Origin of the sequence: Staphylococcus sp. AntiMn-1, from assembly GCF_001663395.1 — a bacterium.
In the GTDB taxonomy this organism is placed as follows: domain Bacteria; phylum Bacillota; class Bacilli; order Staphylococcales; family Staphylococcaceae; genus Staphylococcus; species Staphylococcus equorum.
Genome location: NZ_CP012968.1, coordinates 2,642,825 through 2,669,759, shown reverse-complemented (window position 1 = coordinate 2,669,759; position 26,935 = coordinate 2,642,825). Strand labels below are relative to the sequence as shown.

Sequence of the window (26,935 nt, the reverse complement as noted above, 5' to 3'; positions counted from 1 at the left end):
ATTTATTCTTCCTTTCAAAGGCATTTATCCAAATTCGTACTAAGTTCATCTTAAGTAATAATAACAAATGTAAATTATAAATGACAATTTGTGATTTCGCAATCTCTATTAATAATTTATATGCTTTTCAAATACTTTAAAATCATCCGCAGACTCGATTTCAACAAAGTTACTATTGATACATAACGGTTTTAATTCATTATTCTCACCATATAGTGTAATTGTCAACAGACTGACATCATCAAAATACTTTCTGATATATGTAGAAAGTTGTCTCAAAGCACTTTCCGCAATACCATTGTGTCTTTCTGATTTATTAACCTCTACAGAAGAAATATTCATACGTTGTTCATGTTTTTCTACTGCAATAAATCCTACTTTGTTTCCATCTTTAAATAAATCAATAATATGAATGTTGAACGGCACATCTTCCGTATTTGGCTTTAATTTCAATGATGATACATGGTTTGAATCTAAGTCTAAATAATATAATCTTTCTTTTCCTAGTGGTCCTTCTTCTTTAGTTGCAGTGTGCATGAAACCTGCACGTTCATAAACATTCCAAGCACTCTCATTTTCCGCATCAACGACTAAATATAAGTGGTTGAAATCTGGAAATAAAGATTGAACATATTGTGGAAGATACATCATCATTTTAGTACCATAACCATAACCTTGAAAATTTTGGTTAACAGATAGTGATCTAACATAAATCACTTGTTTTGGTGTATCGTAGCCTTCATGTTGATAATACTGATGCAAAACGAAAAATCCTACAACTTCCCCTTTTTTATTCAATGCGATGTTTGCAATTCTATCTTTATCGTGCAACGCATCTTCTAAAACATCACTCGGCAAAGATGAATAAATTTGTTGGCGTTCATTCAATTTAAAATTATAAAGTGCATCTTTATATTTATCTTCATACACTTGAACTGTAATTCCTTCAAATTGTTTTTTAATAAACATATCCTATCCCCTATTTAAAACTTAGTAATTATTTATTAATACCACTTTCTAACTAATTATAACCTATACTAAACGGTTTAGTTTAAAAAGCAATTCATGAGCCAATTCACACCAAATTGATCTTTAACTTGACCATGCATAGCATTGAAAAATGTTTTTTCAAGCGGCATATGTGGATCACCTAATTTACTCAAAGCGTTATATACTTGTTGTTGCACTTCTAAATCGTCAAAGGTCAAAATAATATTAGTATTATCATTATGCCATTCTTTTCCGTATGTACTTGATATATGTAATATCACTGTTGCATTCACATGCAATTCTGTATGCAGTCGTAGTCCATTTGTTTCGTTTAATATTTTTCTTCTCCACCAAACGCATTTTTATAAAAATTCACAGCTTCATCAACGTCGTCTACTTTAATAAACGGACTTAATTGCATCATAAAAGAACGCTCCTTTTAATTTCATATTTGATTTTCCCCCATTTTATTATAATATTAGTTATAATGTAAATTTATTTGGGGGGAATAGAAATGAAGATTGGCATTGATGCTGGTGGAACTCTAATTAAGATAGTTCAAGACAATAACGGGGAACGTGTATATACAACAAAATCAACTACTGAAATTGATGAAGTTATCTCATGGTTAAATCAACAAGATTGTGAAAGCATTAGTTTAACTGGTGGACAAGCTGCATTAATACAAGAACACTTAACTTGTCCTTCGCGTATTTTTGTCGAATTTGATGCAGCTGCAAAAGGTTTAGAAATACTTTTAGTAGAACAAGAGCATTTATTAGATGATTACATCTTTACTAACGTCGGTACCGGCACTTCATTACACTTTTCAGACGGTAATCATCAACAACGTGTAGGTGGCGTTGGCGCAGGTGGTGGAATGATTCAAGGGCTTGGATATTTATTAACTGGTATTAAAGATTATAAACAATTAACTGATACAGCTCAAAATGGAAATAGAGAGATTATTGACTTGAAAGTTAAACATATTTATAAGGACAGTGAACCACCTATCTCAGGTGACCTTACAGCAGCAAACTTTGGCCATGTCCTACATAATTTGGATGCCAATTTTACAGATGCTGATAAATTAGCATCTGTTATAGGTGTTGTTGGGGAAGTTATTACCACAATGTCTATTACTGTTGCTAGAGAAAATAATACTGAAAATGTCGCTTATATTGGTTCATCTTTTCATAATAATGATTTATTAAAAAAAGTTGTTACAGATTATACAATACTTCGCGGGTTTAAACCTTATTATATTGAACATGGTGCATTCTCTGGTGCATTAGGTGCAATTCATTTATAAATATCAACATGAAAAAAGCAGCTTTCTACGTTTTTCAGTAGAAAACTGCTTTTACTAGTAATTCAAAATACAAATGTCCCAAATTTCTATTTATAGTTTCAAAACAACTCATCATAATTAATCATTATTCAAATAATATAAAAACAAAATACTAGCGCATTGAAACGCATTTAGAAATAATTAAAATGTAAGTTGGTCAATCACTTTTTGAGCAGATACAACTGTGCCTACAACACCAGATTTCAAGTCTATTGCTACAGCTTTATCATCATCTCGTAAATTATCTAACCATTCAGCGAATACTTCACCTTCGATTTCGATAATTTCACATTCTTCAAAGTCTTCGTTCCTTACCTTTTCAGCTCTACTTTTAATGCTCCAAACAGGCATAATTTGTGGTCTTTGATGTTCATCATCACTAATCAATATAAAATGCTTTTCTTTTTGATTAGATAAACCAAAGACTGCATCCTCTTTAGCAACATCGTTTACAAATTCTTTCAAACGAATATTGTCTAAATCAGACATTAACTCATTTGTAATTTCTACAATATTAATCAATTCGCCATCTGTAGTACCAGTAGCATCAATGAGTACTTCTTCGCCTTCTTCAAATAAGTTATCCATTTCGTATGTTACAAAACGGTCTATATCAATTTTCTTTATATTGCTGTAGTCAATATTAAGCTTCTTCAAAAATGTTTCCGCTTTAGATTTTTCCGACCACGCACATACTACATTTTTTCCCAATACTTCATGTCTAATTAATTCTTTTGATTTTGTAGCTACGTAAAAGACTTCATTGACTAAAATTTCTTGGAAAAATGAATTTTGTTTATAAGACATCATAGCACCTTCAATTCATTTATAATATTTACCCATACTTAAAATATAAATGACTCTTATACTCTAGTCAATTAACGTCTAATGTAATTTACTAGAGAGTTTCATTATATTTGTGAGTAATTGTTCTATTTTTCTTCTAAATCATTTAAAAATTGTTGCTCCATTTTTTCCACATATGATTTGTTTTCCCCATGCCATATGCAACCAAACCTTGATTTAACAACTTCATTATCAAACCAATCCCCATCATAATAAGATAACGGAAATAATACACCCTTATTTACATACTTCATAATTGTGTTGAAAAATTTTGAATTATCTACATGTGACAAATAACTATAAAATTTATGGTACCCTTCTTGAAGAAACGGTTCTAGCAATAACATACTTGTTGAGCCATTCTGTCTAAAGTTCAAATCTATCGCAAAAATGTCATCGTTGCTATCTACCAAAAGGTCAAAACCAGCTATTCCAAAATATCCTTTCGAAACGCCGACTTCCATAATCTCTTTACCCGCTTGAATTACAGCATCAGGCACATCTTGTACATTTTCGTTTCCATTATAATACCCATATTTATTGGTTAACTGTTCAGAAGTCCCAATATAACGCACACCAGTATACTTCGAATATGCATATTGAACACAATAATTTGCAACTGCTTCTACTTTTTGTTCGATAATCATCGTATCTGTTTCGTTTTTAGCATTTTCAATACGCAATTTTGCTTGTTTTAAATCAGCATCATTATAACAAATCATCACACCATATCCACCTGCTGTTGGTAGGTCGTCTCCAGGTTTCAATACAAATGGATACTCCCATTTTGCTACAGCTTCTACAAAATTATCTATATCAACAACTTCTCTTATAGGTAGATATTTATGGTTTGTCCATTCTGGTATACGTGCTTTATTATTTAAAGCTACAAAAATATCCTTATCCAACGCGTAATACTTTTTATTCAAAATATCTTCACCATGAATGTATTGAAAGTAAACTTTTTTATAATCATGTGCCAAATCTTGTATCAATTGTTCATAGCTACTTTGATCTTGAAATTTAAGCGTATTGGTTGGCATATCTTTACCAATTGCTTCAAATAGCATTTTTAATTTATCAGTTACACTTGCTGCGTGTACGATTACAGGCATCTCATTAGCAATAATCAGCTCTCTACCAGTCAAAAAATTAGATTGATGTACTTCGGGTTCCAACCAAGGATTCGATATATAAGACGGTCTAGAAGTATAAACAATATGTGAATCGTAAAGATCACTAAGTGTTAATGTAGGTCTTAGAAAGCTTTGATTAGTCATTTTTTGTGCCCCTTTGTATATTGATATTGTTCGATGATTTCTTCAAACAATGGTTTATTTTCTATGAGTTCTTGCCCCATTAAAGCGAGAATTTTCGCACCTCTAATTAATGCCTGATCACCATGGGTACTACCTGCTGCTTCACGGAAACGATGTGTATGACCAACTAAATTTCGTGAACCAATTTTGATATGAGGATGAATCGTTGGTATACAATGACTGACATTCCCAGTATCTGTAGAACCATATCCAAAATCATCATCTATAACTGCTTCACCCATTTCAGTGGCATATTTCGCAAATAAGTCATCTAATTTAGACGTTTTAATAAATTCATTAACCCCATTTTGTATTGGTCCAAATTCAAAGTCACAATCTGTTTGTAGTGCTGCACCTTTTGCTATCTGTCCAACCCGCTCAGTCAAAACATCTAGCTCTTTTCGAGACGTAGCCCTCGTATAAAAACGCGCATGTGTAAAATCAGGTATAATATTCGCTGCTTTACCACCATCAAGTATCACACCATGCACACGTTGGCGTCTTTTAATGTGTTGTCTTAATTGCGCTATCCCATTAAAATAAGAAATCATCGCATCTAAAGCATTTCTCGCTTCATCTGCGTTTTCAGATGCATGCGTACTTTTACCATAAAATTTTATATCTAAAACATCGACAGCCAATGTATCAATCGTTCGATATGTTTCATTTCCAGGGTGGACCATGAGTGCAATATCCAACTCATCTATAACACCTGCTTTAACATAAGTCGCTTTAGCACTGCCATTTTCACCGCCTTCTTCTGCAGGACATCCTAAGACAATAATTTTACCACCAATCTTATCAATCACTTATTTCAATGCAGTACCCGCTAATACACTCGCAGTACCTATAATATTATGACCACAAGCATGTCCTAAACCTGGCAAAGCATCGTATTCTGCTAAAAATCCAATTGTAGGCCCTTCTATACCTGAGTCATATCGTGCAATAAATCCTGTTGCATGTCCTGCTATATCAGTTTCCACATCAAAATTATGTGCTATTAGATCTTCAATCAAAGTTCTCGAAGCAAAAATCTCTTCATTTCCTAATTCTGGTCTTTGGTGTATCTGATGACTTATTTCTAAGTATTTATGATTTTCATTTTCTATATAATCTAAAATAATTTGTTTTTTCTCCATCGTTTGCACTCTACCTCCTAAATTACCAAAACACTTTCAACTTCCATACACTATGCATTAAGTAATTTTATAGATAACACCACATATCATGCTAAATATTTATATCGTGTTTAATTATTATTTATTCTATCGGGTTTCTCGTCTTCTGTCATTCCTTTTCTGAATTTTAAATAAATTAGTATTTTACCACTTTATATTTATACCCGTTTCAGAAATTGTAAATACATTGCGGTCTTGTTACAATTAACTTACTTATAATATTAGGAGGATATGACATGCCAAAAATGAACGTTGAAAGCTTCAATTTAGATCATACGATAGTATCTGCACCATTTGTTAGACATGCTGGTAAAATGGAGGGCGCTAACGGTGATGTTATCCATAAATATGATATCCGTTTCAAACAGCCAAACAAAGAGCATATGGAAATGCCTGGTTTACACTCTTTAGAACATTTAATGGCCGAGAATATTAGAAATCATTCAGATAAAGTAGTTGATATTAGCCCAATGGGTTGTCAAACTGGCTTCTATGTTTCATTCATTAACCATGATGATTATGAAGATGTCTTAAACATCATCGAACAAACAATCAATGATGTATTAAACGCTACAGAAGTACCTGCTTGTAACGAAGTACAATGTGGCTGGGCAGCAAGTCATTCTCTTGAAGGCGCTAAAGAAATTGCACAAACTTTCTTAGATCAAAAATCAGTATGGCAAGATGTATACGGAGAAAACAAATAATCATACTAACCAATAATTATCTTAAGATAACTGTGAGTTCATTTATTCCTAACTTAATTATATTGCATAAAAAAGTGGCTGTTAGATTCCCAATAAGGATACTAACAGCCACTTTCTTTATTTAACCGATTATAGCTTACTAATCATTTTTATCATGATAAATTGTAATGGTAAACGGCCATACAAAGCCCATTTAGGTAATTGCTTACCAGCTAGTGGTAAATTTTTACGTGCCATATAAATATTAGCTGGGAATACAGCCCATAGAAAAGCATTTATCGTTTTTTTCAAACATGTTGAAGGCTGCTTGATTAATAATAATAAACCAAACACGATTTCAAACACACCTGTGATTAAAACTGCGGCTTTTCTAAATGGTAAATATTCAGGTACAATATTTCTGAAATTTTCTTCATCTTTAAAATGAAGCACGCCAGCTACGCTAAAACCAATGCCAAATAAAATTCTAATTATTTTCTTCATTACTCAATGCCCATTTCTTTTAAATAGCTTCTTCCGTACTCTGGTAATTTCACATTAAAATTATCAGCAATCGTTGCACCTAGCGAACTAAATGTAGCATCTACCGATAATTCATGATACTCAGCAATTTTCGGACTAAACATTAAAACTGGAATATACTCTCTTGTATGATCTGTACCTTCAGCAGTTGGATCATTACCATGGTCAGCAGTGATAATTACTAAATCATCTTCTTGTAAATGCTCGATAAGTTCAGGTAAACGCTCATCAAAATCTTTAATCGCTTGTGCATAACCTGCTTTATCACGACGATGTCCGTATAAGGCATCAAAATCCACAAGATTTAAAAAACTTAGTCCATTAAAATCACGTTGTACTGTTTCTATTAATTTGTCCATACCGTCCATATTATCTTTTGTACGAACCGCTTCAGTCACACCTTCGCCATCGAAAATGTCATTTATTTTTCCTAAGGCAATGACATCATAGCCACCATCTTGTAATTCATTCATAACTGTTCTGCCAAAAGGTTTTAAAGCATAGTCGTGTCTATTAGATGTCCTTTTAAAGGAACCTGGTTCACCAAGATAAGGTCTGGCAATAATTCTACCAATTAAATATTTTGGATCTTTGGTCAATTCTCTTACTTTTTCACAGATATCATAGAGTTCTTCTAACGGAATAATATCTTCATGGGCAGCAATTTGGAGAACTGGATCAGCTGAAGTGTAGACTATTAAGTCTCCAGTCTTCATTTGATGTTCGCCCCATTCATCTATAATTTGCGTTCCAGAAGCAGGGCGATTAGCTACTACTTTACGACCAGTTATTGACTCAATTTCATCTATCAACTCTTTAGGGAACCCTTCAGGATATACTTTAAAAGGTTGCATGATATTTAAGCCCATAATTTCCCAATGCCCTGTCATTGTATCTTTACCAACAGAGGCTTCACTCATTTTAGTGTAAAAAGCTTGTGGTTTTACTTCTTTTTCAATTACAGGTAGTGGTTCAATATTACCTAAACCTAATTTTTGAAGATTAGGTAATGACTGATTAAAATCTTCTAACGTGTGTTTTAATGTATGACTGCCTTCATCGTTAAAAGCTTTTGCATCAGGGCCTTCCCCTATGCCTACTGAGTCCATCACAATTAAGTGGACTCGTTTAAATGGTGTAGTCATTATCTCAACTCCTATTCAGTAATAATTTTATGAATCAATGTTGGTTCTGCACCTTGTTCACTTACTGTGATACTTTGGTTCAATTTCTCTATTACATCATCAACGTTTTCGCGATTACTGTGTATTGTTAATAGAGGTTCACCTTCATCGACTCTGTCGCCTACTTTTTTATGCAGTACAAGACCAACACTTAAATCGATATCATCGTCTTTTGTTTGTCTACCTGCGCCTAACATCATCGAGGCAACGCCCATTTCATTCGCAACAATTTCAGTTACGAAACCAGATGATTCCGCTGGTAATGCTACTTGATATTTGGCTTGTGGTAATTTTGATACGTCGTCTACCACTGAGCCATCTCCATCTTGATTCTCTAAAAATGTTCTAAAACTTTCTAAAGCAGAACCATCTTGTATTGCTTTTTCTAACAATGCACGTGCTTCTTCTAAATCTTTTGCTTTGCCGCCCACTACAACCATTTGTGAACCTAAGGTCATTACAAGTTCAGTTAAGTCTTCAGGACCTTTACCTTGTAGTGTTTCAATCGCTTCTTTTACTTCTAAGGCATTACCTATAGCGTGTCCTAAAGGTTGACCCATATCTGAAATGATAGCCATTGTATTTCTACCTACATTATTACCGATGCTTACCATAGCATGTGCTAAAGCTTCAGCATCTTCAAGTGTCTTCATAAATGCGCCATTACCTGTCTTAACATCAAGCACAATTGCATCAGCACCTGCTGCAATTTTTTTACTCATAATTGATGAAGCGATAAGTGGAATAGAATTTACTGTACCAGTAACATCACGAAGACCGTACAATTTTTTATCTGCGGGTGTTAAATTACCAGTTTGTCCAATGACAGCAACTTTAGCTTCATTAACTAACTTAACGAATTTTTCTTCACTGATTTCAACATGGAAACCTTCAACTGATTCTAATTTATCAATCGTTCCGCCTGTATGTCCTAGTCCTCTTCCGCTCATTTTAGCTACAGGTACACCTACAGCTGCAACTAAAGGTGCAAGTACTAATGTAGTTGTATCTCCAACTCCACCAGTAGAATGCTTATCAACTTTAGTACCGTGAATATCTGATAAGTCAATAACGTCACCTGAATTAACCATTGCCATAGTTAACGCAGCTCTTTCTTCATCATTCATATCTTGAAAGAATACAGCCATCGCTAAACCAGAAGCTTGATAATCCGGTATGTCACCATTTGTATAACCAGTTATAAAAAATTCAATTTCCTCTTTCGTAAGTACTTGTCCGTCACGCTTTTTTTCAATAATATCTACCATTCTCATATGAGTTGGCCTCCCCTGTTTGTCTATCATACAAACTTAATAATATATCCCTTTTTTAACTATTCTAGTAGTCAGAATCGCTTTCTAAGCCTTGAATTATTTGAACGCCTGCACTCGCACCGATACGCGTTGCACCAGCTTCAAGCATCTTGTTGAAATCTTCAAGATTTCTCACGCCACCAGAAGCTTTCACTTCTAAGTCATCTCCAACAGTATCTTTCATTAATTTCACGTCTTCTGGAGTTGCACCGCCACCAGCAAAACCTGTTGATGTTTTAACAAAGTTAGCACCTGCTGCTTTACTTAGTTCACTTGCTTTAACTATTTCTTCGTCTGTTAATAGACATGTTTCAATAATTACTTTAACTGTTTTACCGTTCGCAGCACCAACAACACTTTCAATGTCTTTTTGTACGTCTTCATAACGTCCGTCTTTTAATGCACCAACATTGATAACCATATCAAGTTCAGAAGCACCATTTTTCACAGCATCTTCAACTTCAAACATTTTCGTTTCTGTAGTAGACGCGCCTAAAGGGAATCCAATTACAGTGCAAACTAATACTTCTGTATCTTTAAGTTTTTCTGCTGCATATTTTACATGTGTAGGATTAAGACACACTGATTTAAAATTAAATTCTCTAGCTTCCTCGATAATTTTGTCGATTTGAGCTCTAGTCGACTCCGGTTTAAGTAATGTATGATCTATATATTTTGCATAATTCATATTAAATCCTCCTAATTTTTGTTTACAATAAACATTCATTTCACTTATTATTATAAAGCAAAATTAAATAGATATCTTTATAAACACTCTCTTATTATCTATATTACAAAAATTCGCAATAATAATAAACAAATGTTATCTTTAAATTGATAAAAGAACATAAAGGAGAAGATGATTATGACAAAATCTACACCTCATATTCAACCCAATGGAACTAAAATTGCAAAAACAGTATTAATGCCGGGAGATCCGCTTCGAGCAAAATACATAGCTGACAACTATTTAGAACATGTTGAACAATTCAACGAAGTTAGAAATATGTTTGGATATACTGGTACTTATAACGGGAAAGAAGTATCAGTAATGGGATCAGGCATGGGCGTACCTAGTATTGGAATTTATTCTTATGAGCTTTATAATTTCTTTGATGTTGAGACAATTATCCGTATTGGATCTTGTGGTGCATTACAAGAAAACGTTAACCTTTACGATATAATTATTGCTCAAGGCGCTTCTACAAACTCTAGTTATGTAGAGCAATATAATATTCCAGGTCATTACGCACCTTTAGCTGATTTTGATTTAGTTTTAAAAGCAAAACAAAAAGCGGATGAAATTGGGGCAACTACACATGTAGGAAACATATTATCATCTGATACATTCTATAATGCTGATCCAACGTTTAATGAAAGATGGCAACGTATGGGCATCTTAGGTATAGAAATGGAATCTGCTGCATTATACTTAAATGCAACTTACGCTGGTAAAAAAGCGTTAGGTATATTCACAGTGAGTGATCATATTTTACGCGATGAAGCAACTACAGCTGAAGAACGTCAAAATTCATTTACACAAATGATGGAAGTCGCACTCGAAATGGCTGAGTAATTGATGTTTCAAATCATTATTTAAATAAAACAGGTCCTTCAAAACAACGCATGTTTTGAAAGACCTGTTTTTTAATGAAAAATGGATAAGATATAGAAATTCCGAATAAATGGTTTCACTGCGATAGTGATTATATTCATGGCCTTTTGTATAATTGTTGCGATTTTTAAATAGAAAAAGAGCGAAGAAAAATCAAAATTTGATTTTTCCTCGCTCCTACAACGTTGACTGGTTATCAGACAGCTACTATGCAATCCTTCAAAGATAACAGATTGATGCTTATAATCTAAAATTAGATTATTTTCGCACTAGCTTATCACTCAATCAAAATATAATATTCATTCATATATGTGACTGAAGTCTCTTATTTACCTAAATAAGATTTTAACATCCAGTTATGTTTATCTATATTTGTTTTCATACCGATGAACATGTCTTCTGTTACATCATCTTCAGCAGCTGAAGCAACTTCAATTGCTTCTTCTAATTGTTTTGTAATATTTTCAAAGTCTTTAGATAGTTCTTCTACCATTTCTTCAGCTTTATAGCCTTTACCAGCTTCATCAATGATTGCAAGGTCTAAACTTTCTTTTAATGTTGCAACTGGGTTTCCACCTGCTGCTAAAATACGTTCAGCTAAATCATCGATATATTGACTTGCTTCATCATACAATTCTTCAAATTTAGTGTGTAATGAGAAGAAATTAGGTCCTTTTACATACCAATGAAAATTGTGTAATTTAGTAAATGCTACTGTCCAGTTTGCTACTTGTTCATTTAATACTTTTACTACGTCTTTATTACTGTTTGCCATGCTAAAATCTCTCCTTTAAGTTTAATTATCATTACAAAATGACAACTCAAGTTCTTGATTACATTTATTATTATATAATAATCATTATAATCTGTAAAGTTTTTTAACTTACCTAAATTAGAATTATTTTAATCTGTGTTGTCATTTAATAATCTTACTATATTATACCCAAATTAAGGGGTTTAATCTAGTTCTTTTCTGTATGGCATCGCACCTTGAGCACCTAATCCAGTTACAGAAAAACTACCCGCTAAATTAGCAAAATCAACGGCTTCTTCTAAAGGTTTATTTTCAATTAGTGCAACAGCTAAAGCACCATTGAATGTGTCACCAGCACCTGTAGTATCAACGACTTTCTTTTTATATCCTTTGACAAGTTGTTGAGAATCATTGTAAAACATAGCTCCTGCTGCTCCTTTAGTTACAATAAGCTTACGAGGATAAGCTTTCAGTGCTTCATCTACTCCGCTTTCAAATAGTAGTTCACTTTCTGATTCATTTGGTGTAATCCAAGTCACTTTATCTATAATTTCTTTGTCAATGTTACGATATGGTGCTGGGTTTAATATTACTTTCATATCATGTTTCACAGCATAATCTGTCACTTCTTTAATTGTATGTTCTGGTATTTCATGTTGCATCAAAATAATATCTCCTGCACCAAAGCGCTCGAGTTTTGGTAACACTTTTTCAGGCGTTACATGATTATTAGCAGCAGGCACAACGATGATTCGATTATCATCTTCAAACAGTGTAATATGCGCTGTTCCAGATGTTTCATTTTCAATTTTATCCATAAAAGTTGTATCTACATTGTTTTGTTCTAAGTTCTCAATAATCTGTTTACCATTTTCATCATCGCCTACAGCGCCTATCATATAGACCTTATTACTCAAACGAGCTGCTGCAACAGCCTGATTAGCACCTTTGCCACCAGTAGTTGTAAAAAATGAATTACCCATAACTGTTTCACTTGCTTGTGGTAAAACGTCTGTTTTCACTACTAAATCAATTGATGAACTACCTATTACAACAATGTTCTCCATATTTGCTTCCTCCGTCTATTCAATCAATAAAAAATGATTGCTCATAAGCATTAGGCTGATGCCAATGCGTTTTCCACATTTTATCCCTATTATCAGCAAACAATTGATATCCTAAATCTCTAAGTGGTTTAGGCGTCAAATGTAGCAATATACCGATCCATTTATAATTTGTCAGTGTTGTGATTAGTGTAGTGATTGCATCAGATTTATATTCGAAATGATCCCCTTCTTGCAATATAACACTGTCATATTGTTTTGTTTCAGGATAATTTTCAAATAAATTTTGTGCTGTTTCTCCTTGTAATTCAGCAAATTGATAACGTCTTGACAAACCATTTTGTATTAGCCAAATTGCATAGTTATAGCAATATACACAATTGGCATCATAATATATTATTGGCATATACTTCACCCCTAACAGTAAAATATTATATTGTCACTTCATAAGAGAATGTGATTTCTCCACACTATTATTATATCCTAAAATTATAAAATTAAATCATTATATCACTCGTTATCTTATTTTATTGTCATTTATCCTCTAATTATAACCGATGGGACGTTTTAAACTAAATCGGACTAACACTTTAAACTCCGAAAATTTAAAAGAGCACCAATCCATTGATAAAATGCAATGAATTGATGCTTCTATTTTAAGTATGGATATATCCATAGCTTATCTTATATTATTAACTTTAAATAAGTTATGACTTAAAAATTAGTCTTGATTTACTTTCACGATTCTTGTATATTTCAAAAATTGTTCAGTATATTTTTGCTTAATTTCATTTAAGTCATCATATGTGATACCCACAATATGCCAATTTGGATTAAAATGATAAAATGAATCTTTTTTTCTAGACCATTTAACCATACTACCATCTCTATTATAGCGTGGTAATGTTATTTCATAACCTTCAAGCACATTGATATATGTTTGGAATATATCAGGATCAATACGATTAAAGTTATCTATAACAAGGTAGCTTTTATCTGTACGAGGCATAAGATTCGTTATAAACCCTTCTCTGTAGTACAGTGCACCTGTTTCATTTGGTAAATACTTCCCGTACAACATATCTTCAGAAAAGTCAGGATGACCAGAAGTTATCACTGGTTTCGCATTCGTTTTTTGTAATAAATCTTCAGCTGCCTTTAAGCCTTCTCCTTTATCAACTACGAGTAAAATAAACGGTTTTAAATCTTCAGTATGTTCATCAATCATCTGACCACTTTTAATAGCTTCAAACTGTGATTTCATACCATCATTTTTACTTATTTCACGAATCGCATCGAATTGTGTTTTTGACATGCTAGCAATAGCTTGTTTTGCGTTTTCTTGAAGATAATATAAATTTTTCAATTTAGGATGTTTGTTTAATGTACCCAATGAAACAGGGTCAATTTCCTTTTCAAAATAAACCTCAATTGCAGTACTGTTTGTTCTCCCAGGTATAGGTGCTTTTTCATGTATATGCTTACTTACTTCTCCTACACCAATGACGGACTGATCTCTATTTTTATTATAAAAAATAAGTTGATCACCTATTTCAAGTTGCGTGTAAAAATGATAACCATTTCGTTTAATACCGTTATATGTGTGCGTATATATTGTATTGTATGATTTAGGTTCGAACTCTTGTTCTTCCGCTATAAAAAAGTATCGAGGAATTTTTGTTTCTCCTTTACCTAAACTAACAATTAACTCAAATTCTTCTTGTGTTATTTGATTAAATAAAGTTTCTTTCATATTTCTCATTCTAAATTCTAATTGTTCGCTTCTTTTCAAATAATCCGCAGTTAATGGTTTAAGCTGTTCTTGTAATTGAAAATGAACACGAATTTTATTTTGAGCACCTGTTTGTACACTTGTGATTTCACCCAAACCTAATAAACCAGTATCCATTTGTACTTGATAAAAGATAACACGGTCTCCTACTTTAGCTTGTTTAAATGATCGGAAACCTTGTGAAGGATTAAATTGTGCACCTGATTCAAATAATGTCGTCTGACCTACTAATAGTTCATTATGGTTCCAGCGATTATATCCGCAGTTCAACCAAAAATAACTTGTTTCCTCTGCCATTTAGATACTCCTTATCTCATATAAAAATTCTATCTAACCTATTATATGCAAAATTTCTTTCTGAACAAACATTACAATAAGTTTATCAACTTCATCGTAATTAAACTTGAAATAATGACGACAATCCATGTTACTAACCCAAGCATTACCGGTTTCATACCTGCTTGTTTAAATTGTTTAAAATCAACACTTAATCCAATGCCAGCCATTGCCATTGTAATTAAAAACAATGAAATTTGTTGGAATACATGTATCACTGTTGGTGAAAAATTAAAAACAGTGCTTATTAAAGATGCTACGATAAACCATACAATAAACCATGGAAATATTTTAGCAATAGATGTATCAGTTTGTTTCGCTTTTTCTTTACGTATCGTTCTATATGTAAAAAAGAGTACCACCGGTATAATCATTAAAGTACGCGTTAATTTTACAACTGCCCCTGTTTCTAAGGCTGTATTGCCATAGTTTGAAGTTGCAGCAATCACACTTGAAGTATCATTAATAGCGGTTCCTCCAAAATATCCAAATGCAGTTTGCCCCATATTTAATACGTGGCCTAATGGTGGAAATACAAATACTGCTATTAAATTAAATAAAAATATCGTAGAAATAGCGAATGCTACTTCACTTTCTTTCGCTTTAATTACTGGACTTGTTGCAGCAATTGCCGATCCACCACATATTGCTGTTCCAACCCCTATTAAAATACTTAGATGTTCATTAATTTTAAATATCTTCATTAACAAAAACACAGTGATAAAGGCAGCAAGTAAAGTAATGATAATGATTGGTAACGATTTCCATCCAATTGCACCAATAGATTGAAAGCTCAATGTAAACCCAAGCACGATAATGCTGTAATGCAAAATCTTTTTGCTACTATACTTGATACCAGCTTCATATTTTTTAGGAATTAAAATTATATTATTGATAATAATTCCTATAATAATAGCAAAAATTGCACCGCCAATGACTGGAAATTCACTTCCTAATATTGTTGCAACCATTGCAATTACCAAGGTCATCATGATACCCCGTACTTTTTGCACACTTGCCACCTCCCAATTTAGTTTCATTTTAGCATATTTCTTTTGACATAAAACTGTAAAAATAAATATTATATTTTGCAATATTTATTTAAATATTTTCAGCTAAATTCTCACAGCACACAAATAATTAATCATAAGATACTTCGTAAAGTATATTTCAAATTGTTTTTGTTCTGTTTTTTTTATAAAATCACAAAAAAAGTATCTTCTACAATAATGTAAAGATACTAAACTTATTGGCTATTACGCTACGGCAAACGCAGCCATAATCGGCATGATGTTAATCATAACCCCGCCAAGCTTTAATAAACCGCTTATCTCTTTATTAGGAATTGTAATCAATGATGAAATTATCCCAATTACCCCTATCATTACTGGAAATGCCATAGAAGGAAAAATTGGTAATTTTAAAAATATGCCTGCACCTGCTAACATTCCACAAACTAATGAGATATACAAAAATTTATACATTTCAAAACACTCCATTTTTTCTATAAGTAACTAACTATTAGTTCGTAGTCTCCTTCAAATATTGTATCTAAGTCGTCTGAAGTTAGAATAAAGTTTTGTCCATGATTTAAATCATAAACTTCGCCATCAATAATCACTTGTCCCTCACCTTTAAGTACTGATACGAGAACAAACTCTCTTGGTTTCATATAATTTAGTGTACCTGAAATTTGCCATTTCACAATTGTGAAAAAATCATTAGATACGAGTTGTGTACGTTTGTGATTTTCAATGATTTCAGTATCTGTAGCAATATTGATATTTTCATTGGCTATTTCAATGACGTCTTTAGCTTTTCCTTGGTCAAGTTCACGTTTATGTCCTGACTCATGTTCACGATCGAAATCATACACGCGATACGTTACATCTGAAGATTGCATCGTTTCATACACTAGAATACCTGCACCTATGGAATGGATTGTACCTGCAGGGATAAAATAAAATTCTCCTGGTTTAACTTTAACTTTATTAAATAAACCATTATACTCCCCGTCATTTAATTTATCTATGGCTAACTCTTTTGTTTCTGCAGAAAGCCCATAGATAATTTCTGAATCTTCTTTAGCGTCGATTATGTACCAACATTCAGACTTTCCATATTGCCCGTTCTCTTTTTCATAAGCATACGCATCATCTGGATGAACATGTACTGACAATGCTTCCTTAGCATCAACAATTTTAGTCATTAACGGGAATTCTTTGCTTGGAAAATCACCAAACAATTCTCTGTGCTCATTCCAAACTTGATCTAAAGTTTGACCTTGGTATGGTCCATTTAATATCTCACATTTGCCATTTGGGTGCGCTGATATCCCCCATGCTTCTCCAATACAATCGCTTGGTAAATCATATCCTAATTCTTTTAATCTATTGCCACCCCATATTTTTTCATGGAAAATTGGTTTTAAAAATAATGGCATTAATCACACCTCCAAATTCTTAAGTTGCTTCATTCAAATTTTAAGTCTTTCTATATAAAATACTTTTAACGGAAATTTTTATGTATAGTTTTGTATTTTTTATTTGAGCTATAAAGATTGTATCATATAACGCTGCGCGTTATAAACGACTAGTTCAACGTTCAATGATACTAAAATCACTTGTTATTATATCAATTATTTATAAAGCATAATAGTTTGTTTTATTTGACTCAATTACATTTTTCGACATTTTAATGAACAATTATATTATTGTCGTAAATTTTTTACAAAAATACTTGCCATTATATACTTAAAAATATTATAATTACTATAGAGTCACAAAAACAGACTCTATCTGTTTTACATATAAGGTAATTAAAAGTTTATTATGATGTACTTGAAAAAGCTGATTACTTTTTCAAAAATATAAAATTTGCGATAAAGCCCAAACTTCCTTAGTTTGGGCTTTTATTATTGCTCAACAACCTAAAGTAAAAAATTTCTGGCTTAAACTTAATAAAATCAAAAAAATAAAAGCACTTATTTCATTTTTTAAAATTGAAATAGGTGCTTTTTTCAATAAGACTGAAACATAAATACCTGTCGCAACCATACTGTTACATTGGCAGTAGCTGTCTAAATTGAAATTACGCTTATATTAATGCTTTTATTCCTATTTTTAAGTCCTCTTTGCCGACCTAACTTCACACTACAAAAGCTGTTTTAAAAATTAGATTGCTGACACACTCCCAGATGCTTTCCAAATATTATTGCTCTTTAAAATTAGCTAAAATTGTTTCTTTAACTTCTAATAAATGTGACTCCATGGCTTTAACTGCGTTGGTAGCATTTTGTTCTACGATTGCATTATAAATAATCACATGTTCTTCATGTAGTTTATTCATTGTTTTTTGTTTGCTATAAATAAATATCTTTCTTGTTTCTTCCATTGAATCTTGCATTAATTCAGAAATGTTATTTAATAGCTCAACTAGCAATGAATTTTTGGCTGCTCTTGCAATTGAAAGATGAAATTGTAAATCTGCTTTTTCCCCAGATGTGCCATCGGTTACCGCTTCACCCATTTCATCTAATGCTTTCTTTAAACTCACTAAATCTGCTTCATTACGATGTATGGCAGCCTTTTCTACCGTAGCACTTTCTACGATTTCTCTTAACTCTAAAAGTTCTGTAATTTGATCTAACGACGTGAACTTATCACCTAATTCAAAAAAGGTTGGTTCTATTTGCTTAATAAATGTGCCATACCCTTGTTTCATTTCTATAATGCCAATTGTTCTTAAAGCATTTAATGCTTCTCTCACTGATGCAACACTTACACCATACTGTTGACCAAGTTTTTGTATAGAAGGTAACTTATCACCCACTTGATACTCCCCTGATTTTATACTTTCTAACAGAATGTCAGCGATTTGTTCATAGATTTTCGTGTTTGAAATTTTCATAATTACCTCCAAACGATATCTATTATTGTATCAAATTTTTGCTATTTATTTATATTATAAGCTATATATTTCAAATAAAAAAAGAACCAATTTACACTTCTATGTAAATTGGCCCTCTAAAGTCCGCTCTAAAATCGATAATTACTTATTAAAATTTGATAAAGCGGTTGAAATTTCTTCATCGCCACTAACAATTTGGAACTCAGTATTTAAGTAGTCATCTTCAGTCAATACTTTTGTTAATACAGATGCTACATCTTCACGAGGGATTGATCCTCGACCTTCAAAAAATGCACCTACTTCAATTTTATTCGTACCTGCATCATCTAATAAACCGCCCGGATGTACAATTGTATAACCTACATCTGCTTGTTTAAGATATTCATCAGCATAGTGTTTCGCAATTGTATATGGTTTTAAACCTCCACTTGCTTCGAATGACTCTCTTCTAGAATCATAAGTTGAAACCATCACATATTGTTTTACGTTATTGGCTTCACTTGCTTTAATTGATTTAATTGCGCCATCTAAATCCACACTGATTGTTTTATCTGCACCTGTGTTACCACCAGATCCAACAGAAAAGACAACTTTGTCGAATCCTTTAACCTTTTCAGTCAATGTTTTGATATCATCCGTTTCTACATCTATTAAAGTTGCATCTATGCCTTTATCTTTTAACGCGTCTACTTGTTCTTGCTTTCTTACAGCAGCTGTAAAGCTTTCACCACGTTCTTTTAATTGATTTACTAGATGTTGGCCAACGCCACCATTTGCTCCAATTACTAATATACTCATAAATTATTGCCTCCTTAAAGGTAGTTGCTACTTAAAAGTCTACCACTTATGTAGGATTTTAAAACTAAAGTGAATTATACTTTGACAATAAAGCCTCCTTATATTAATATATGAATAAATGTTCATGTATTAATATAAGGAGGCTTTACGTAATGAATGAATCTTTAGATTCACAAACAATTGATAACGTGACTGAAATTTTCAAAGCATTAAGTGAAGGCAATCGTTTACGTATTATGCACTTATTATCGCATGGCGAAAATAGTGTCGGTCATATTGCTCACAAATTAGAGATGAGCCAATCAAATGTTTCTCATCAATTGCGTGTACTGAAACAAGCTCATTTAGTGAAAGCTAAACGTGATGGTCAATCTATGATATATGCCATAGATGATACGCATGTTACTACCCTATTAAAACAAGCGATACATCACGCAACACATCAATCATAAGGAAGGTGGCGTTTGACATGTCTGAATCTGAACACCATGGACACAATCATGCACATGGTCATGTGCACACAAATAACAAAAAAATATTACTTATTAGTTTTCTAATTATTGGAATCTTTATGATTGTTGAGATTATTGGCGGCTTTGTTTCTAATAGTTTGGCATTACTTTCTGATGGTCTACACATGTTTAGTGATACAATTTCTTTAGGTGTAGCGCTACTTGCTTTTATTTATGCTGAAAGACATGCTAATAAACATAAAACATTTGGTTATAAAAGATTTGAAATATTGGCTGCATTATTTAACGGAGTCACATTATTCGTTATAGGCATTATTATTATTGTTGAAGCTATTGGTCGTTTCTTTGATCCTCAAGAAGTTCAATCCACAGAAATGTTTATAATTAGTGTTACCGGACTAATAGTTAATATTATAGTTGCTTATTTAATGTTTAAGGGCGGAGACACATCACACAATATTAATATGCGTGGCGCATTTCTTCATGTAATCGGAGACTTATTAGGTTCAGTAGGTGCAATTATAGCTGCTGTGCTTATCTGGAATTTCAACTTAACAATCGCCGATCCAATTGCCAGTATCATTGTATCTGTACTTATTATTAAAAGTAGCTGGGGCATAACAAAATCTTCTCTCAATATCTTGATGGAAGGTACGCCAAGTGATGTTAATATGAATCAAGTCTTTTCTATGATTACGGAAGAAGAAAAAATTAAAAATATACATGATTGTCATGTTTGGACAATTTCCAACGAAATGAATGCTTTAAGTTGTCATGCTGTAGTGCCAAATACGATGACTATTGAAGAAGGTGAAGTGCTCTTAAACAGATTAGAACATAAATTAGAACACTTAAATATTCAACATATGACCATACAACTAGAAACAACTGATCATCTACATGATAATAATATTTTATGTTCTGCAATTTATTCAAAACAAACAACACATCATTCACACTCACATTAAAAAAGTGATTTTCCAAACAAAATTGGAAAATCACTTTTCATTTATGAAACCTTATATTTTTAATAGACCGTTGATAATTTAAATAAACTTATCAAAGATTAGATCTTTTGCTGGTACTTGTTTTTCAGTAAATCCTCTTATAAATTCTTCATTATCATACGGAACTTTAATACGTTCACATGAGAATTCATTTTCATCAATTGTTATAATGCCATATACTGCATAAGCACCATTATTAAGTCCTACAGAACCAGGGTTAAAATATACAGTAGATTTGTCATCATAAAAATGCACTGTATGATTATGTCCAAAAACGATTAAATCAGCATTCTTGTCTTCAAATAATGCTTTAACGTTTTCTTCACTTGGCTCAACAATTGGACTATAAGGTTGTCCATCAATAGGTGTACTTAATTTCTCATTGGCAATTTCATAATGAATAAACAATACTTTTTTATTATTAAAAGTCTTCTCAATTACACGTGGTAATTCATCTAATTTGTCATAATAGTCTTCATCTAAATGACTTTCAATCCATTGATGATGTTCATAGAATTTATCCTTTAAGTCTTCTGGATAAGGAGTATCATTTACGATCGACATAACCGCTTCATCATGATTACCTGCAATGATTTCCATATCATCTCTATCGAAAATTTCATCAAGCACTTTATTTGTTTCATGCCCTACTCCGATATTATCGCCTAGATTAAATATTTTATTGATTCCTTCTCTTCTATCAATATCATCCAAAACGGTTTCCAATGCATCAAAGTTTCCATGTACATCAGTAATAATTGCAAATTTCATGATGATATCTCCTTTCAACTTTTTCTCATTAGGATATTCTAACATTTTATAGCCAATTTGTTACCTATTAATTTTAAAATCTTCAATTTTTTGATATCGTATTGTTATCACTAAAAAGGAGTGCTTAAAATTTGTTTAAATATCATAAACTAGCTTTGCAAAATGTAAAACCCCAAAATGCTAAAACAATACTGTTTTCAATTGTAAGTTTTATCATATTATTTGCTTTAACAATTTTATCGTTTATACCAGTTCAACCTGCAATTTATAAATTCGCAATGTCGATGGCAATGCAACAACCAATCGGTGGTTCAATATTTATGTTGATACTAACAATTCTGATTCCACTATTGATTTTTGTATTAATCGGTTACCCATTAATAGCTGGAACTATATACACTATAGACAAAGCATTAAATAAAGACAAGGTTAAATTAAAAGATTTATTCTCAGTTTTTAAAAAAGGTAAATATCTTAAAAGTTTAAAATTAGCTTTATTCACTTTATTGTTCATTCTAATTTTATTCGCGCTCAATTTACTCGTATCTAAAGTACTTAATTTAGGTATCATGCAATTATTCACTGCACTACAAGGTCCATTAAGTAGTTCTGATCATGCACTTGGTCTTTCACTAACTTTCCAAATTATTGCAGCAACAATTACCGTCTTTATTCAATCATTTATTTATTGGTTCTTTGCTATTGTAATTATTAACTTTACTGTAGCATTTGTTAAAGATCCTAGTGTTGGTGCTTGGGCAGCTGTTAAACGTGGATTCAAGGGCGTTAAAAATGGTAAGAAAACTTGGTTTAAATTCTACCTTGGTATATTACTATTAAACTTAATCGTAATTATCCTTGCAAATCCTGTTAGTCAATTAATTTCAATTTCAACAGGCGGTATTTCACAAACTGTCGCAATGATTTTAATTTACATTATATCTATTATCGTTATTATTGTAAGATTAGCCATTTACTATATGAATATATTAGCGATTATTCAATATTATAACCGTAATGGTGAAAGTATAGATAAAGCTGAAATTAAAAAAGATAAAAAGAACTCTAAAAAACAATCAAACAATGATTCAAAAATAGAAAACAGTGTAAATAATACTACTGAAAAAACGAAGTCTAATCTAAGTGATAAAAGTGACAATATACAAGAAAATGCAAAAGATAACTTAAACGATAAAAGTAATAATATTCAAGATACTACAAAAGATAAAGCTTCAGATTTAAAAGATCAAATTAACAAAACAGATAAATAATACTACTGAAAAAACGAAGTCTAATCTAAGTGATAAAAGTGACAATATACAAGAAAATGCAAAAGATAACTTAAACGATAAAAGTAATAATATTCAAGATACTACAAAAGATAAAGCTTCAGATTTAAAAGATCAAATTAACAAAACAGATAAATAATATATATCAGAAACACGAATTGCCAATGTAGCATTTTAAATGTCTACATTGGCAATTTTTATATTTCGATACATTTATACCGCTTATTTATCCGTCGAGTTTTAAACCCCTATTATGTGCATTCTATCTATATCGTGTATTATAAAGTTCTTGAACATATTAAAAAACTGATAGATAATCTTTTTCAAGAAAACCTATCAGTTTTATGTTTATTATTTTATGAAATGTTCTTTTAGATATGCTGCCGCACCATTTTCTTCATTCGTTAAAGATGTTACATCTTTTGCTAAAGCCTGAATTTCAGGTCTCGCATTTCTCATAGCAACAGTATAATGTCCAAATTCAAACATTGCTCTATCATTATCACTATCACCAATGACTAAAGTTTCTTCCTGATTAATACCAAAGTGTTCAATCATCTCTTTAATACCTGTGCCTTTGTCTGTATTAAACGCCATAGTCTCTGCATTAAAGCGTGATGAATTTGATACACTGATTTGTAATACTGCACTATCTTCGATTAATTGATTACGGAAATTAGTGATTTTCTCATATTCAGGTGAGAATAAATAAATTTTTGAAAATGACGTATCAGGAATAGTATCTTCCCAATCTACTTTGCCTTTTAAAGACTCTCTTCTAGAAGTCCATTCACTTTCTCCTACTTTGCCTGGTGGTGTTGCTGGTTCAAATAAAGCCTTCGCCCATGCTTCATCTTCTTTAAGTACGACACGGTCACTGCCAAATGGGAAGATTTCATAATATATTGCTTCTTGTTTTGCACGTTTAATAACTTCACTTACTGTATTATATGAAAGACCATGTTTAAAAATAGTCTCTTTTTCCACTACACCTAACGTTCCATTCGAACTTATAATGCCATCTACTTCAAAAGTTTCAGGCACCAAATAATGAATTTCGTCATGTGCTCTACCAGTTGCTAAGAACACTTTATAACCAAGGTTTCTTAATTGTTGAATCACTTCAGTTGTTTCCGTATCTACCCTGTTATCTTTATGTAAAATCGTACCATCCATATCTAAAAATATTGCTCTCACATTATCCATTTAAGTAATCCTCCATCACATGTTATCGTATTAAATTATGGCATTATATTTCCTTTTCCGCAACGCGTTATCGTCTTAAAAATAGTGAGTAGCGTTGATTTTGATAAACCACACTCACATCTCTATTGAAAAAATCACTTAAAGTGTCACTATTTAATACAGACTGTAGTTCTCCTTGCTTATAACATGTACCATCCTTCAATAAAAAGCCGAGTTGAATATTTTGTGTAATTTCTTCAACAAAATGTGTTACATAAATCACCGCAAGTTTTGGATTTTGTTTATATAATTTATCAAGTGCACTGAGTAAATCTTCGCGTGCTATAAAGTCTAATCCTGAAGCAGGTTCATCTAAAATCATTAATTTAGGATCACCCATTAATGCTCTAGCAATCAATACTTTTTGTCTTTCACCCGTTGATAAATAACCATAATATTGATTTTCAAATTGACGCATACCCATTTGCTCTAAATATCGTTTAGCCATTTCAATATGACTCGCTTTCACTTCTTTATAAACGCCTATTGATTTAAAAATACCACTGATGACTACATCTAATACAATTTCGCCATCTTGAAATCGATTCATTAAACTGCTTGAAACAAACCCTATTTTATCACGTACATTATCTGCAGAATAACCTTTGTTCCCAGGCTGCATACCAAACAATGATAGCGTCCCTGATGTATGTGGTTCATAAGCATTTAAGATGTTGAGTAATGTTGTTTTACCTGCACCATTTAAGCCGTATAACATCCATTTTTCGCCTTCGCTTATTTGCCAACTCACATTTTCAATTATTTCTTTTCCTTGTTTTCTTCTTGCAACATTTTTCAACTCAACAAGCATGAAATCACCCCTATTCTTTACACTTCAACTGATTTTAAACACTTACTTAAATTATTTTATGATTGAGCGTCTCTAAATATTTTTTCCAAAGTTTTGCCTTTAGCTAGTTCATCAATCATTTTATCTAAGTATCTAATTTCTTTCATAACTGACGGCTCCATATTTTCAACTCGAATACCACATATGACACCTGTAATTTTAGTTCTATTAGGATTTAACTCTGGTGCTTGTAAAATAAATGTTTCATAATCCGTTCCGTCATCAATAAGTTTATCTATTTGTGTTTGCGTATATCCTGTCATCCAACAAATAACTTCATCTGCTTCAGCTTTAGTTCTTGCTTTCTTTTCAACTTTTTTAATCAGATGCGGGTATACAGAGCCGAAAGCCATCGTATATATTTTCGGTTTCGTCATTTTAAAAATCCTCTCTTAGTTTCTCTTAACAATTTTTATAATAATCTTAGCATAATAGAACAATTTATAATTTGAAAATAATATGAATACTATATACCTTTCAAAATCAAAAATAAAAGGCAGGTTTACAAAAGCAACCAGCCTTTTATGAAAGTAATACATATACAGCAATAAACTTTTCTTTAATTATCAACAGTATGTCAGTATAGAATTAAACTTATATCATTTATTTAATGTTTCATTAAAACAGTGAAATATTATTCACCTACGACCCCATCATTATCTCGATCGTCCATATGTGCATATAACCAATGATCACTATTTATTGGCATGCTGAACCCTGCAGCTTCAGCTTCTGCAATTGTCACTTGTCCATTACCATCAGAATCAACATCCGCAACTGTTTCATCATCCCCCGTTGAAGTTGCTGGCTCAGACTCTGGTTCCTTATTACCAGTTAACCCAAGTGACTCATTTAGTTCATCAGGGTTCACATTATCAAATGAATCTGTTACTTCATTTCCATTTATAGTATAAGTATATTGATAGCTAGAAGGAATTTGTGTTTCGGTATCGGGATAAGTTATATTAGCTTCAAAATTAGTAGCTCCGCCCGCTTCTCGGATAGTCTTTTCGAGATAAGCTTGATCACCATGTCGGTTTAGCGTACTATCTTGTGGAGTAATATTATAAGCATTCGACACGCCACCAAGTGAGTCAGCAATAATGTGTCCTTCGTCTAAGTCATCACTTTCAACACCAGGTACCTTTGCCTCATCAGCATAATATCTACCTGACGATAACACATCCTCTGTCTCATCATCTTGTATTTTAATTTCATCCGCAATAACTCGTGTCAATTGCCCGTGTTCGTTAGTGAACGCCCAATATTTTCGATCACCATAACCGATATCTACAACGACGTTCGCGTCACGGTTCCCAGACATATCACCACCATCGACTTCAATTTTTTCATAGCCTGGAAACGTATCATCACTAGCTTCAGTTGTCGTTTCACCTTCTACTTGAGGTTCCTCTGATTTGTTTTCATTCTTTACCTTGGTAGCTGTTTCTTCTTTTTCATTTTTTAAATCTGTGACTACCTTTGCATCCGTATCTTTATCGGCAGAAGATGTATCTTCTCCGTTGGCACAACCAACAATAAAAACAGTCATTAAAAGTAAAACTAAATATTTTATTTTCTTCATTTTAGTACGCTCCTATTATGTTACTTGTTAATCA

28 protein-coding genes and 1 pseudogene are annotated in these 26,935 nt (G+C 32.2%); 6 read left to right on the top strand and 23 right to left on the bottom strand.

What is annotated here, in order from left to right:
- Positions 1–108 precede the first annotated feature (108 nt).
- Together AOB58_RS12875 and AOB58_RS13875 are read right to left on the bottom strand one after the other, a co-directional pair.
- Positions 109–969, bottom strand: a complete 861-nt coding sequence (locus AOB58_RS12875) for a GNAT family N-acetyltransferase (protein ID WP_021339787.1) — start codon at positions 967–969, stop codon at positions 109–111.
- 77 nt (positions 970–1,046) lie between these two features.
- On the bottom strand, positions 1,047–1,283 hold the full coding sequence (locus AOB58_RS13875; RefSeq protein ID WP_237283160.1) for a VOC family protein: 237 nt from the start codon (positions 1,281–1,283) through the stop codon (positions 1,047–1,049).
- Between the two features lie 221 nt (positions 1,284–1,504).
- Here AOB58_RS13875 and coaW point away from each other — a divergent pair, with 221 nt between their 5' ends.
- Entirely contained in the window at positions 1,505–2,302 is a 798-nt protein-coding gene (coaW, locus tag AOB58_RS12865) for a type II pantothenate kinase (RefSeq protein WP_021339788.1), read from the top strand.
- A gap of 180 nt (positions 2,303–2,482) precedes the next feature.
- On the opposite strand, the gene AOB58_RS12860 is transcribed toward coaW, so the two are convergent.
- The 3 genes and pseudogenes from AOB58_RS12860 to AOB58_RS12850 form a co-directional block, all read right to left on the bottom strand.
- Positions 2,483–3,148, bottom strand: coding sequence for a DUF2750 domain-containing protein (locus tag AOB58_RS12860; RefSeq protein WP_021339789.1), 666 nt, complete (start codon positions 3,146–3,148; stop codon positions 2,483–2,485).
- A 125-nt stretch (positions 3,149–3,273) separates the two neighbouring features.
- A complete protein-coding gene (ldmS, locus tag AOB58_RS12855; RefSeq protein WP_064783556.1) occupies positions 3,274–4,467 on the bottom strand; it encodes an L-aspartate--L-methionine ligase LdmS in 1,194 nt (397 codons plus the stop codon).
- A pseudogene (locus AOB58_RS12850) lies at positions 4,464–5,648 on the bottom strand (M20 family metallopeptidase). Before AOB58_RS12850 ends, ldmS begins: the two are co-directional and overlap by 4 nt.
- 275 nt (positions 5,649–5,923) lie before the next feature.
- Between AOB58_RS12850 and AOB58_RS12845 the strand changes: the two are divergent.
- Complete coding sequence (locus tag AOB58_RS12845; RefSeq protein WP_064783555.1) at positions 5,924–6,394, top strand: S-ribosylhomocysteine lyase; 471 nt, start codon at positions 5,924–5,926, stop codon at positions 6,392–6,394.
- A gap of 129 nt (positions 6,395–6,523) precedes the next feature.
- Here the strand turns inward: AOB58_RS12845 and AOB58_RS12840 are convergent, their stop codons facing one another.
- From AOB58_RS12840 to deoC, 4 genes are all read right to left on the bottom strand, one after another.
- Entirely contained in the window at positions 6,524–6,877 is a 354-nt protein-coding gene (locus tag AOB58_RS12840; RefSeq protein ID WP_002507049.1) for a DoxX family protein, read from the bottom strand.
- Positions 6,877–8,061, bottom strand: a complete 1,185-nt coding sequence (gene deoB / locus AOB58_RS12835; protein ID WP_064783554.1) for a phosphopentomutase — start codon at positions 8,059–8,061, stop codon at positions 6,877–6,879. Before deoB ends, AOB58_RS12840 begins: the two co-directional genes overlap by 1 nt.
- 11 nt (positions 8,062–8,072) lie before the next feature.
- Positions 8,073–9,374 carry a pyrimidine-nucleoside phosphorylase gene (locus AOB58_RS12830; RefSeq protein ID WP_064783553.1) on the bottom strand — a complete coding sequence of 434 codons (1,302 nt, stop codon included), beginning with the start codon at positions 9,372–9,374 and terminating at the stop codon, positions 8,073–8,075.
- A gap of 64 nt (positions 9,375–9,438) precedes the next feature.
- The gene (deoC, locus tag AOB58_RS12825; protein ID WP_021339794.1) at positions 9,439–10,101 is read right to left on the bottom strand and encodes a deoxyribose-phosphate aldolase; all 663 of its coding nucleotides are present in this window, start codon (positions 10,099–10,101) and stop codon (positions 9,439–9,441) included.
- Positions 10,102–10,278: 177 nt separating this feature from the next.
- On the opposite strand from deoC, the gene deoD reads away from it, so the two are divergent.
- The gene (deoD, locus tag AOB58_RS12820) at positions 10,279–10,989 is read left to right on the top strand and encodes a purine-nucleoside phosphorylase (protein ID WP_064783552.1); all 711 of its coding nucleotides are present in this window, start codon (positions 10,279–10,281) and stop codon (positions 10,987–10,989) included.
- A 364-nt stretch (positions 10,990–11,353) separates the two neighbouring features.
- On the opposite strand, the gene AOB58_RS12815 is transcribed toward deoD, so the two are convergent.
- From AOB58_RS12815 to AOB58_RS12775, 9 genes are all read right to left on the bottom strand, one after another.
- Complete coding sequence (locus AOB58_RS12815) at positions 11,354–11,803, bottom strand: Dps family protein (protein ID WP_002507044.1); 450 nt, start codon at positions 11,801–11,803, stop codon at positions 11,354–11,356.
- A 182-nt stretch (positions 11,804–11,985) separates the two neighbouring features.
- The gene (gene rbsK / locus AOB58_RS12810) at positions 11,986–12,849 is read right to left on the bottom strand and encodes a ribokinase (protein ID WP_064783551.1); all 864 of its coding nucleotides are present in this window, start codon (positions 12,847–12,849) and stop codon (positions 11,986–11,988) included.
- A gap of 19 nt (positions 12,850–12,868) precedes the next feature.
- Complete coding sequence (locus tag AOB58_RS12805; RefSeq protein ID WP_021339796.1) at positions 12,869–13,252, bottom strand: thiol-disulfide oxidoreductase DCC family protein; 384 nt, start codon at positions 13,250–13,252, stop codon at positions 12,869–12,871.
- 315 nt (positions 13,253–13,567) lie between these two features.
- Positions 13,568–14,935 carry an EVE domain-containing protein gene (locus AOB58_RS12800; RefSeq protein WP_064783550.1) on the bottom strand — a complete coding sequence of 456 codons (1,368 nt, stop codon included), beginning with the start codon at positions 14,933–14,935 and terminating at the stop codon, positions 13,568–13,570.
- Between the two features lie 71 nt (positions 14,936–15,006).
- Positions 15,007–15,987: a YeiH family protein gene (locus tag AOB58_RS12795; protein ID WP_002511433.1), complete on the bottom strand. Its 981-nt coding sequence runs from the start codon at positions 15,985–15,987 to the stop codon at positions 15,007–15,009.
- 243 nt (positions 15,988–16,230) lie between these two features.
- Positions 16,231–16,458: a hypothetical protein gene (locus AOB58_RS12790; RefSeq protein ID WP_002507039.1), complete on the bottom strand. Its 228-nt coding sequence runs from the start codon at positions 16,456–16,458 to the stop codon at positions 16,231–16,233.
- A 20-nt stretch (positions 16,459–16,478) separates the two neighbouring features.
- Positions 16,479–17,417, bottom strand: a complete 939-nt coding sequence (manA, locus tag AOB58_RS12785; RefSeq protein WP_021339798.1) for a mannose-6-phosphate isomerase, class I — start codon at positions 17,415–17,417, stop codon at positions 16,479–16,481.
- 767 nt (positions 17,418–18,184) lie between these two features.
- A complete protein-coding gene (locus AOB58_RS12780) occupies positions 18,185–18,883 on the bottom strand; it encodes a FadR/GntR family transcriptional regulator (RefSeq protein WP_021339799.1) in 699 nt (232 codons plus the stop codon).
- 141 nt (positions 18,884–19,024) lie between these two features.
- On the bottom strand, positions 19,025–19,681 hold the full coding sequence (locus AOB58_RS12775; protein WP_002507034.1) for an SDR family oxidoreductase: 657 nt from the start codon (positions 19,679–19,681) through the stop codon (positions 19,025–19,027).
- A gap of 152 nt (positions 19,682–19,833) precedes the next feature.
- Here AOB58_RS12775 and AOB58_RS12770 point away from each other — a divergent pair, with 152 nt between their 5' ends.
- Together AOB58_RS12770 and czrB are read left to right on the top strand one after the other, a co-directional pair.
- The gene (locus AOB58_RS12770) at positions 19,834–20,133 is read left to right on the top strand and encodes an ArsR/SmtB family transcription factor (RefSeq protein ID WP_021339800.1); all 300 of its coding nucleotides are present in this window, start codon (positions 19,834–19,836) and stop codon (positions 20,131–20,133) included.
- 17 nt (positions 20,134–20,150) lie between these two features.
- Positions 20,151–21,122, top strand: coding sequence for a CDF family zinc efflux transporter CzrB (gene czrB / locus AOB58_RS12765; RefSeq protein WP_002507032.1), 972 nt, complete (start codon positions 20,151–20,153; stop codon positions 21,120–21,122).
- A gap of 78 nt (positions 21,123–21,200) precedes the next feature.
- Here czrB and AOB58_RS12760 read toward each other — a convergent pair whose 3' ends face one another.
- The gene (locus AOB58_RS12760; RefSeq protein WP_002507031.1) at positions 21,201–21,932 is read right to left on the bottom strand and encodes a metallophosphoesterase family protein; all 732 of its coding nucleotides are present in this window, start codon (positions 21,930–21,932) and stop codon (positions 21,201–21,203) included.
- A 131-nt stretch (positions 21,933–22,063) separates the two neighbouring features.
- On the opposite strand from AOB58_RS12760, the gene AOB58_RS12755 reads away from it, so the two are divergent.
- Positions 22,064–23,203 (top strand): hypothetical protein, encoded by a 1,140-nt coding sequence (locus AOB58_RS12755; RefSeq protein WP_021339802.1) that lies wholly within the window; start codon positions 22,064–22,066, stop codon positions 23,201–23,203.
- Positions 23,204–23,572: 369 nt separating this feature from the next.
- Here the strand turns inward: AOB58_RS12755 and AOB58_RS12750 are convergent, their stop codons facing one another.
- The 4 genes from AOB58_RS12750 to AOB58_RS12735 all read right to left on the bottom strand — a co-directional run bounded on the left by AOB58_RS12750 (position 23,573) and on the right by AOB58_RS12735 (position 26,901).
- The gene (locus AOB58_RS12750; RefSeq protein ID WP_064783549.1) at positions 23,573–24,427 is read right to left on the bottom strand and encodes an HAD family hydrolase; all 855 of its coding nucleotides are present in this window, start codon (positions 24,425–24,427) and stop codon (positions 23,573–23,575) included.
- Between the two features lie 67 nt (positions 24,428–24,494).
- Entirely contained in the window at positions 24,495–25,277 is a 783-nt protein-coding gene (locus AOB58_RS12745; RefSeq protein WP_064783548.1) for an ABC transporter ATP-binding protein, read from the bottom strand.
- Positions 25,278–25,333: 56 nt separating this feature from the next.
- The gene (locus AOB58_RS12740; RefSeq protein ID WP_002507027.1) at positions 25,334–25,693 is read right to left on the bottom strand and encodes a DUF2200 domain-containing protein; all 360 of its coding nucleotides are present in this window, start codon (positions 25,691–25,693) and stop codon (positions 25,334–25,336) included.
- 257 nt (positions 25,694–25,950) lie between these two features.
- Positions 25,951–26,901: a DNA/RNA non-specific endonuclease gene (locus tag AOB58_RS12735; protein ID WP_021339805.1), complete on the bottom strand. Its 951-nt coding sequence runs from the start codon at positions 26,899–26,901 to the stop codon at positions 25,951–25,953.
- Between the last annotated feature and the right edge of the window lie 34 nt (positions 26,902–26,935).

Bases quoted from the DNA above. Each gene is read 5' to 3' on its own strand.
- AOB58_RS12800 (WP_064783550.1), bottom strand. From the start codon at position 14,935: ATGGCAGAGGAAACAAGTTATTTTTGGTTGAACTGCGGATATAATCGC.
- AOB58_RS12830 (WP_064783553.1), bottom strand. From the start codon at position 9,374: ATGAGAATGGTAGATATTATTGAAAAAAAGCGTGACGGACAAGTACTT.
- AOB58_RS12770 (WP_021339800.1), top strand. From the start codon at position 19,834: ATGAATGAATCTTTAGATTCACAAACAATTGATAACGTGACTGAAATT.
- manA (WP_021339798.1), bottom strand. From the start codon at position 17,417: ATGCCATTATTTTTAAAACCAATTTTCCATGAAAAAATATGGGGTGGC.
- rbsK (WP_064783551.1), bottom strand. From the start codon at position 12,849: ATGGAGAACATTGTTGTAATAGGTAGTTCATCAATTGATTTAGTAGTG.
- AOB58_RS12760 (WP_002507031.1), bottom strand. From the start codon at position 21,932: ATGAAATTTGCAATTATTACTGATGTACATGGAAACTTTGATGCATTG.
- AOB58_RS12875 (WP_021339787.1), bottom strand. From the start codon at position 969: ATGTTTATTAAAAAACAATTTGAAGGAATTACAGTTCAAGTGTATGAA.
- AOB58_RS12815 (WP_002507044.1), bottom strand. From the start codon at position 11,803: ATGGCAAACAGTAATAAAGACGTAGTAAAAGTATTAAATGAACAAGTA.
- AOB58_RS12790 (WP_002507039.1), bottom strand. From the start codon at position 16,458: ATGTATAAATTTTTGTATATCTCATTAGTTTGTGGAATGTTAGCAGGT.
- deoC (WP_021339794.1), bottom strand. From the start codon at position 10,101: ATGAATTATGCAAAATATATAGATCATACATTACTTAAACCGGAGTCG.
- AOB58_RS12750 (WP_064783549.1), bottom strand. From the start codon at position 24,427: ATGGATAATGTGAGAGCAATATTTTTAGATATGGATGGTACGATTTTA.
- AOB58_RS12775 (WP_002507034.1), bottom strand. From the start codon at position 19,681: ATGAGTATATTAGTAATTGGAGCAAATGGTGGCGTTGGCCAACATCTA.
- AOB58_RS12740 (WP_002507027.1), bottom strand. From the start codon at position 25,693: ATGACGAAACCGAAAATATATACGATGGCTTTCGGCTCTGTATACCCG.
- czrB (WP_002507032.1), top strand. From the start codon at position 20,151: ATGTCTGAATCTGAACACCATGGACACAATCATGCACATGGTCATGTG.
- AOB58_RS12845 (WP_064783555.1), top strand. From the start codon at position 5,924: ATGCCAAAAATGAACGTTGAAAGCTTCAATTTAGATCATACGATAGTA.
- coaW (WP_021339788.1), top strand. From the start codon at position 1,505: ATGAAGATTGGCATTGATGCTGGTGGAACTCTAATTAAGATAGTTCAA.
- AOB58_RS12840 (WP_002507049.1), bottom strand. From the start codon at position 6,877: ATGAAGAAAATAATTAGAATTTTATTTGGCATTGGTTTTAGCGTAGCT.
- AOB58_RS12780 (WP_021339799.1), bottom strand. From the start codon at position 18,883: ATGAAAATTTCAAACACGAAAATCTATGAACAAATCGCTGACATTCTG.
- AOB58_RS12860 (WP_021339789.1), bottom strand. From the start codon at position 3,148: ATGTCTTATAAACAAAATTCATTTTTCCAAGAAATTTTAGTCAATGAA.
- AOB58_RS12805 (WP_021339796.1), bottom strand. From the start codon at position 13,252: ATGCCAATAATATATTATGATGCCAATTGTGTATATTGCTATAACTAT.
- ldmS (WP_064783556.1), bottom strand. From the start codon at position 4,467: ATGACTAATCAAAGCTTTCTAAGACCTACATTAACACTTAGTGATCTT.
- AOB58_RS12735 (WP_021339805.1), bottom strand. From the start codon at position 26,901: ATGAAGAAAATAAAATATTTAGTTTTACTTTTAATGACTGTTTTTATT.
- deoB (WP_064783554.1), bottom strand. From the start codon at position 8,061: ATGACTACACCATTTAAACGAGTCCACTTAATTGTGATGGACTCAGTA.
- deoD (WP_064783552.1), top strand. From the start codon at position 10,279: ATGACAAAATCTACACCTCATATTCAACCCAATGGAACTAAAATTGCA.
- AOB58_RS12745 (WP_064783548.1), bottom strand. From the start codon at position 25,277: ATGCTTGTTGAGTTGAAAAATGTTGCAAGAAGAAAACAAGGAAAAGAA.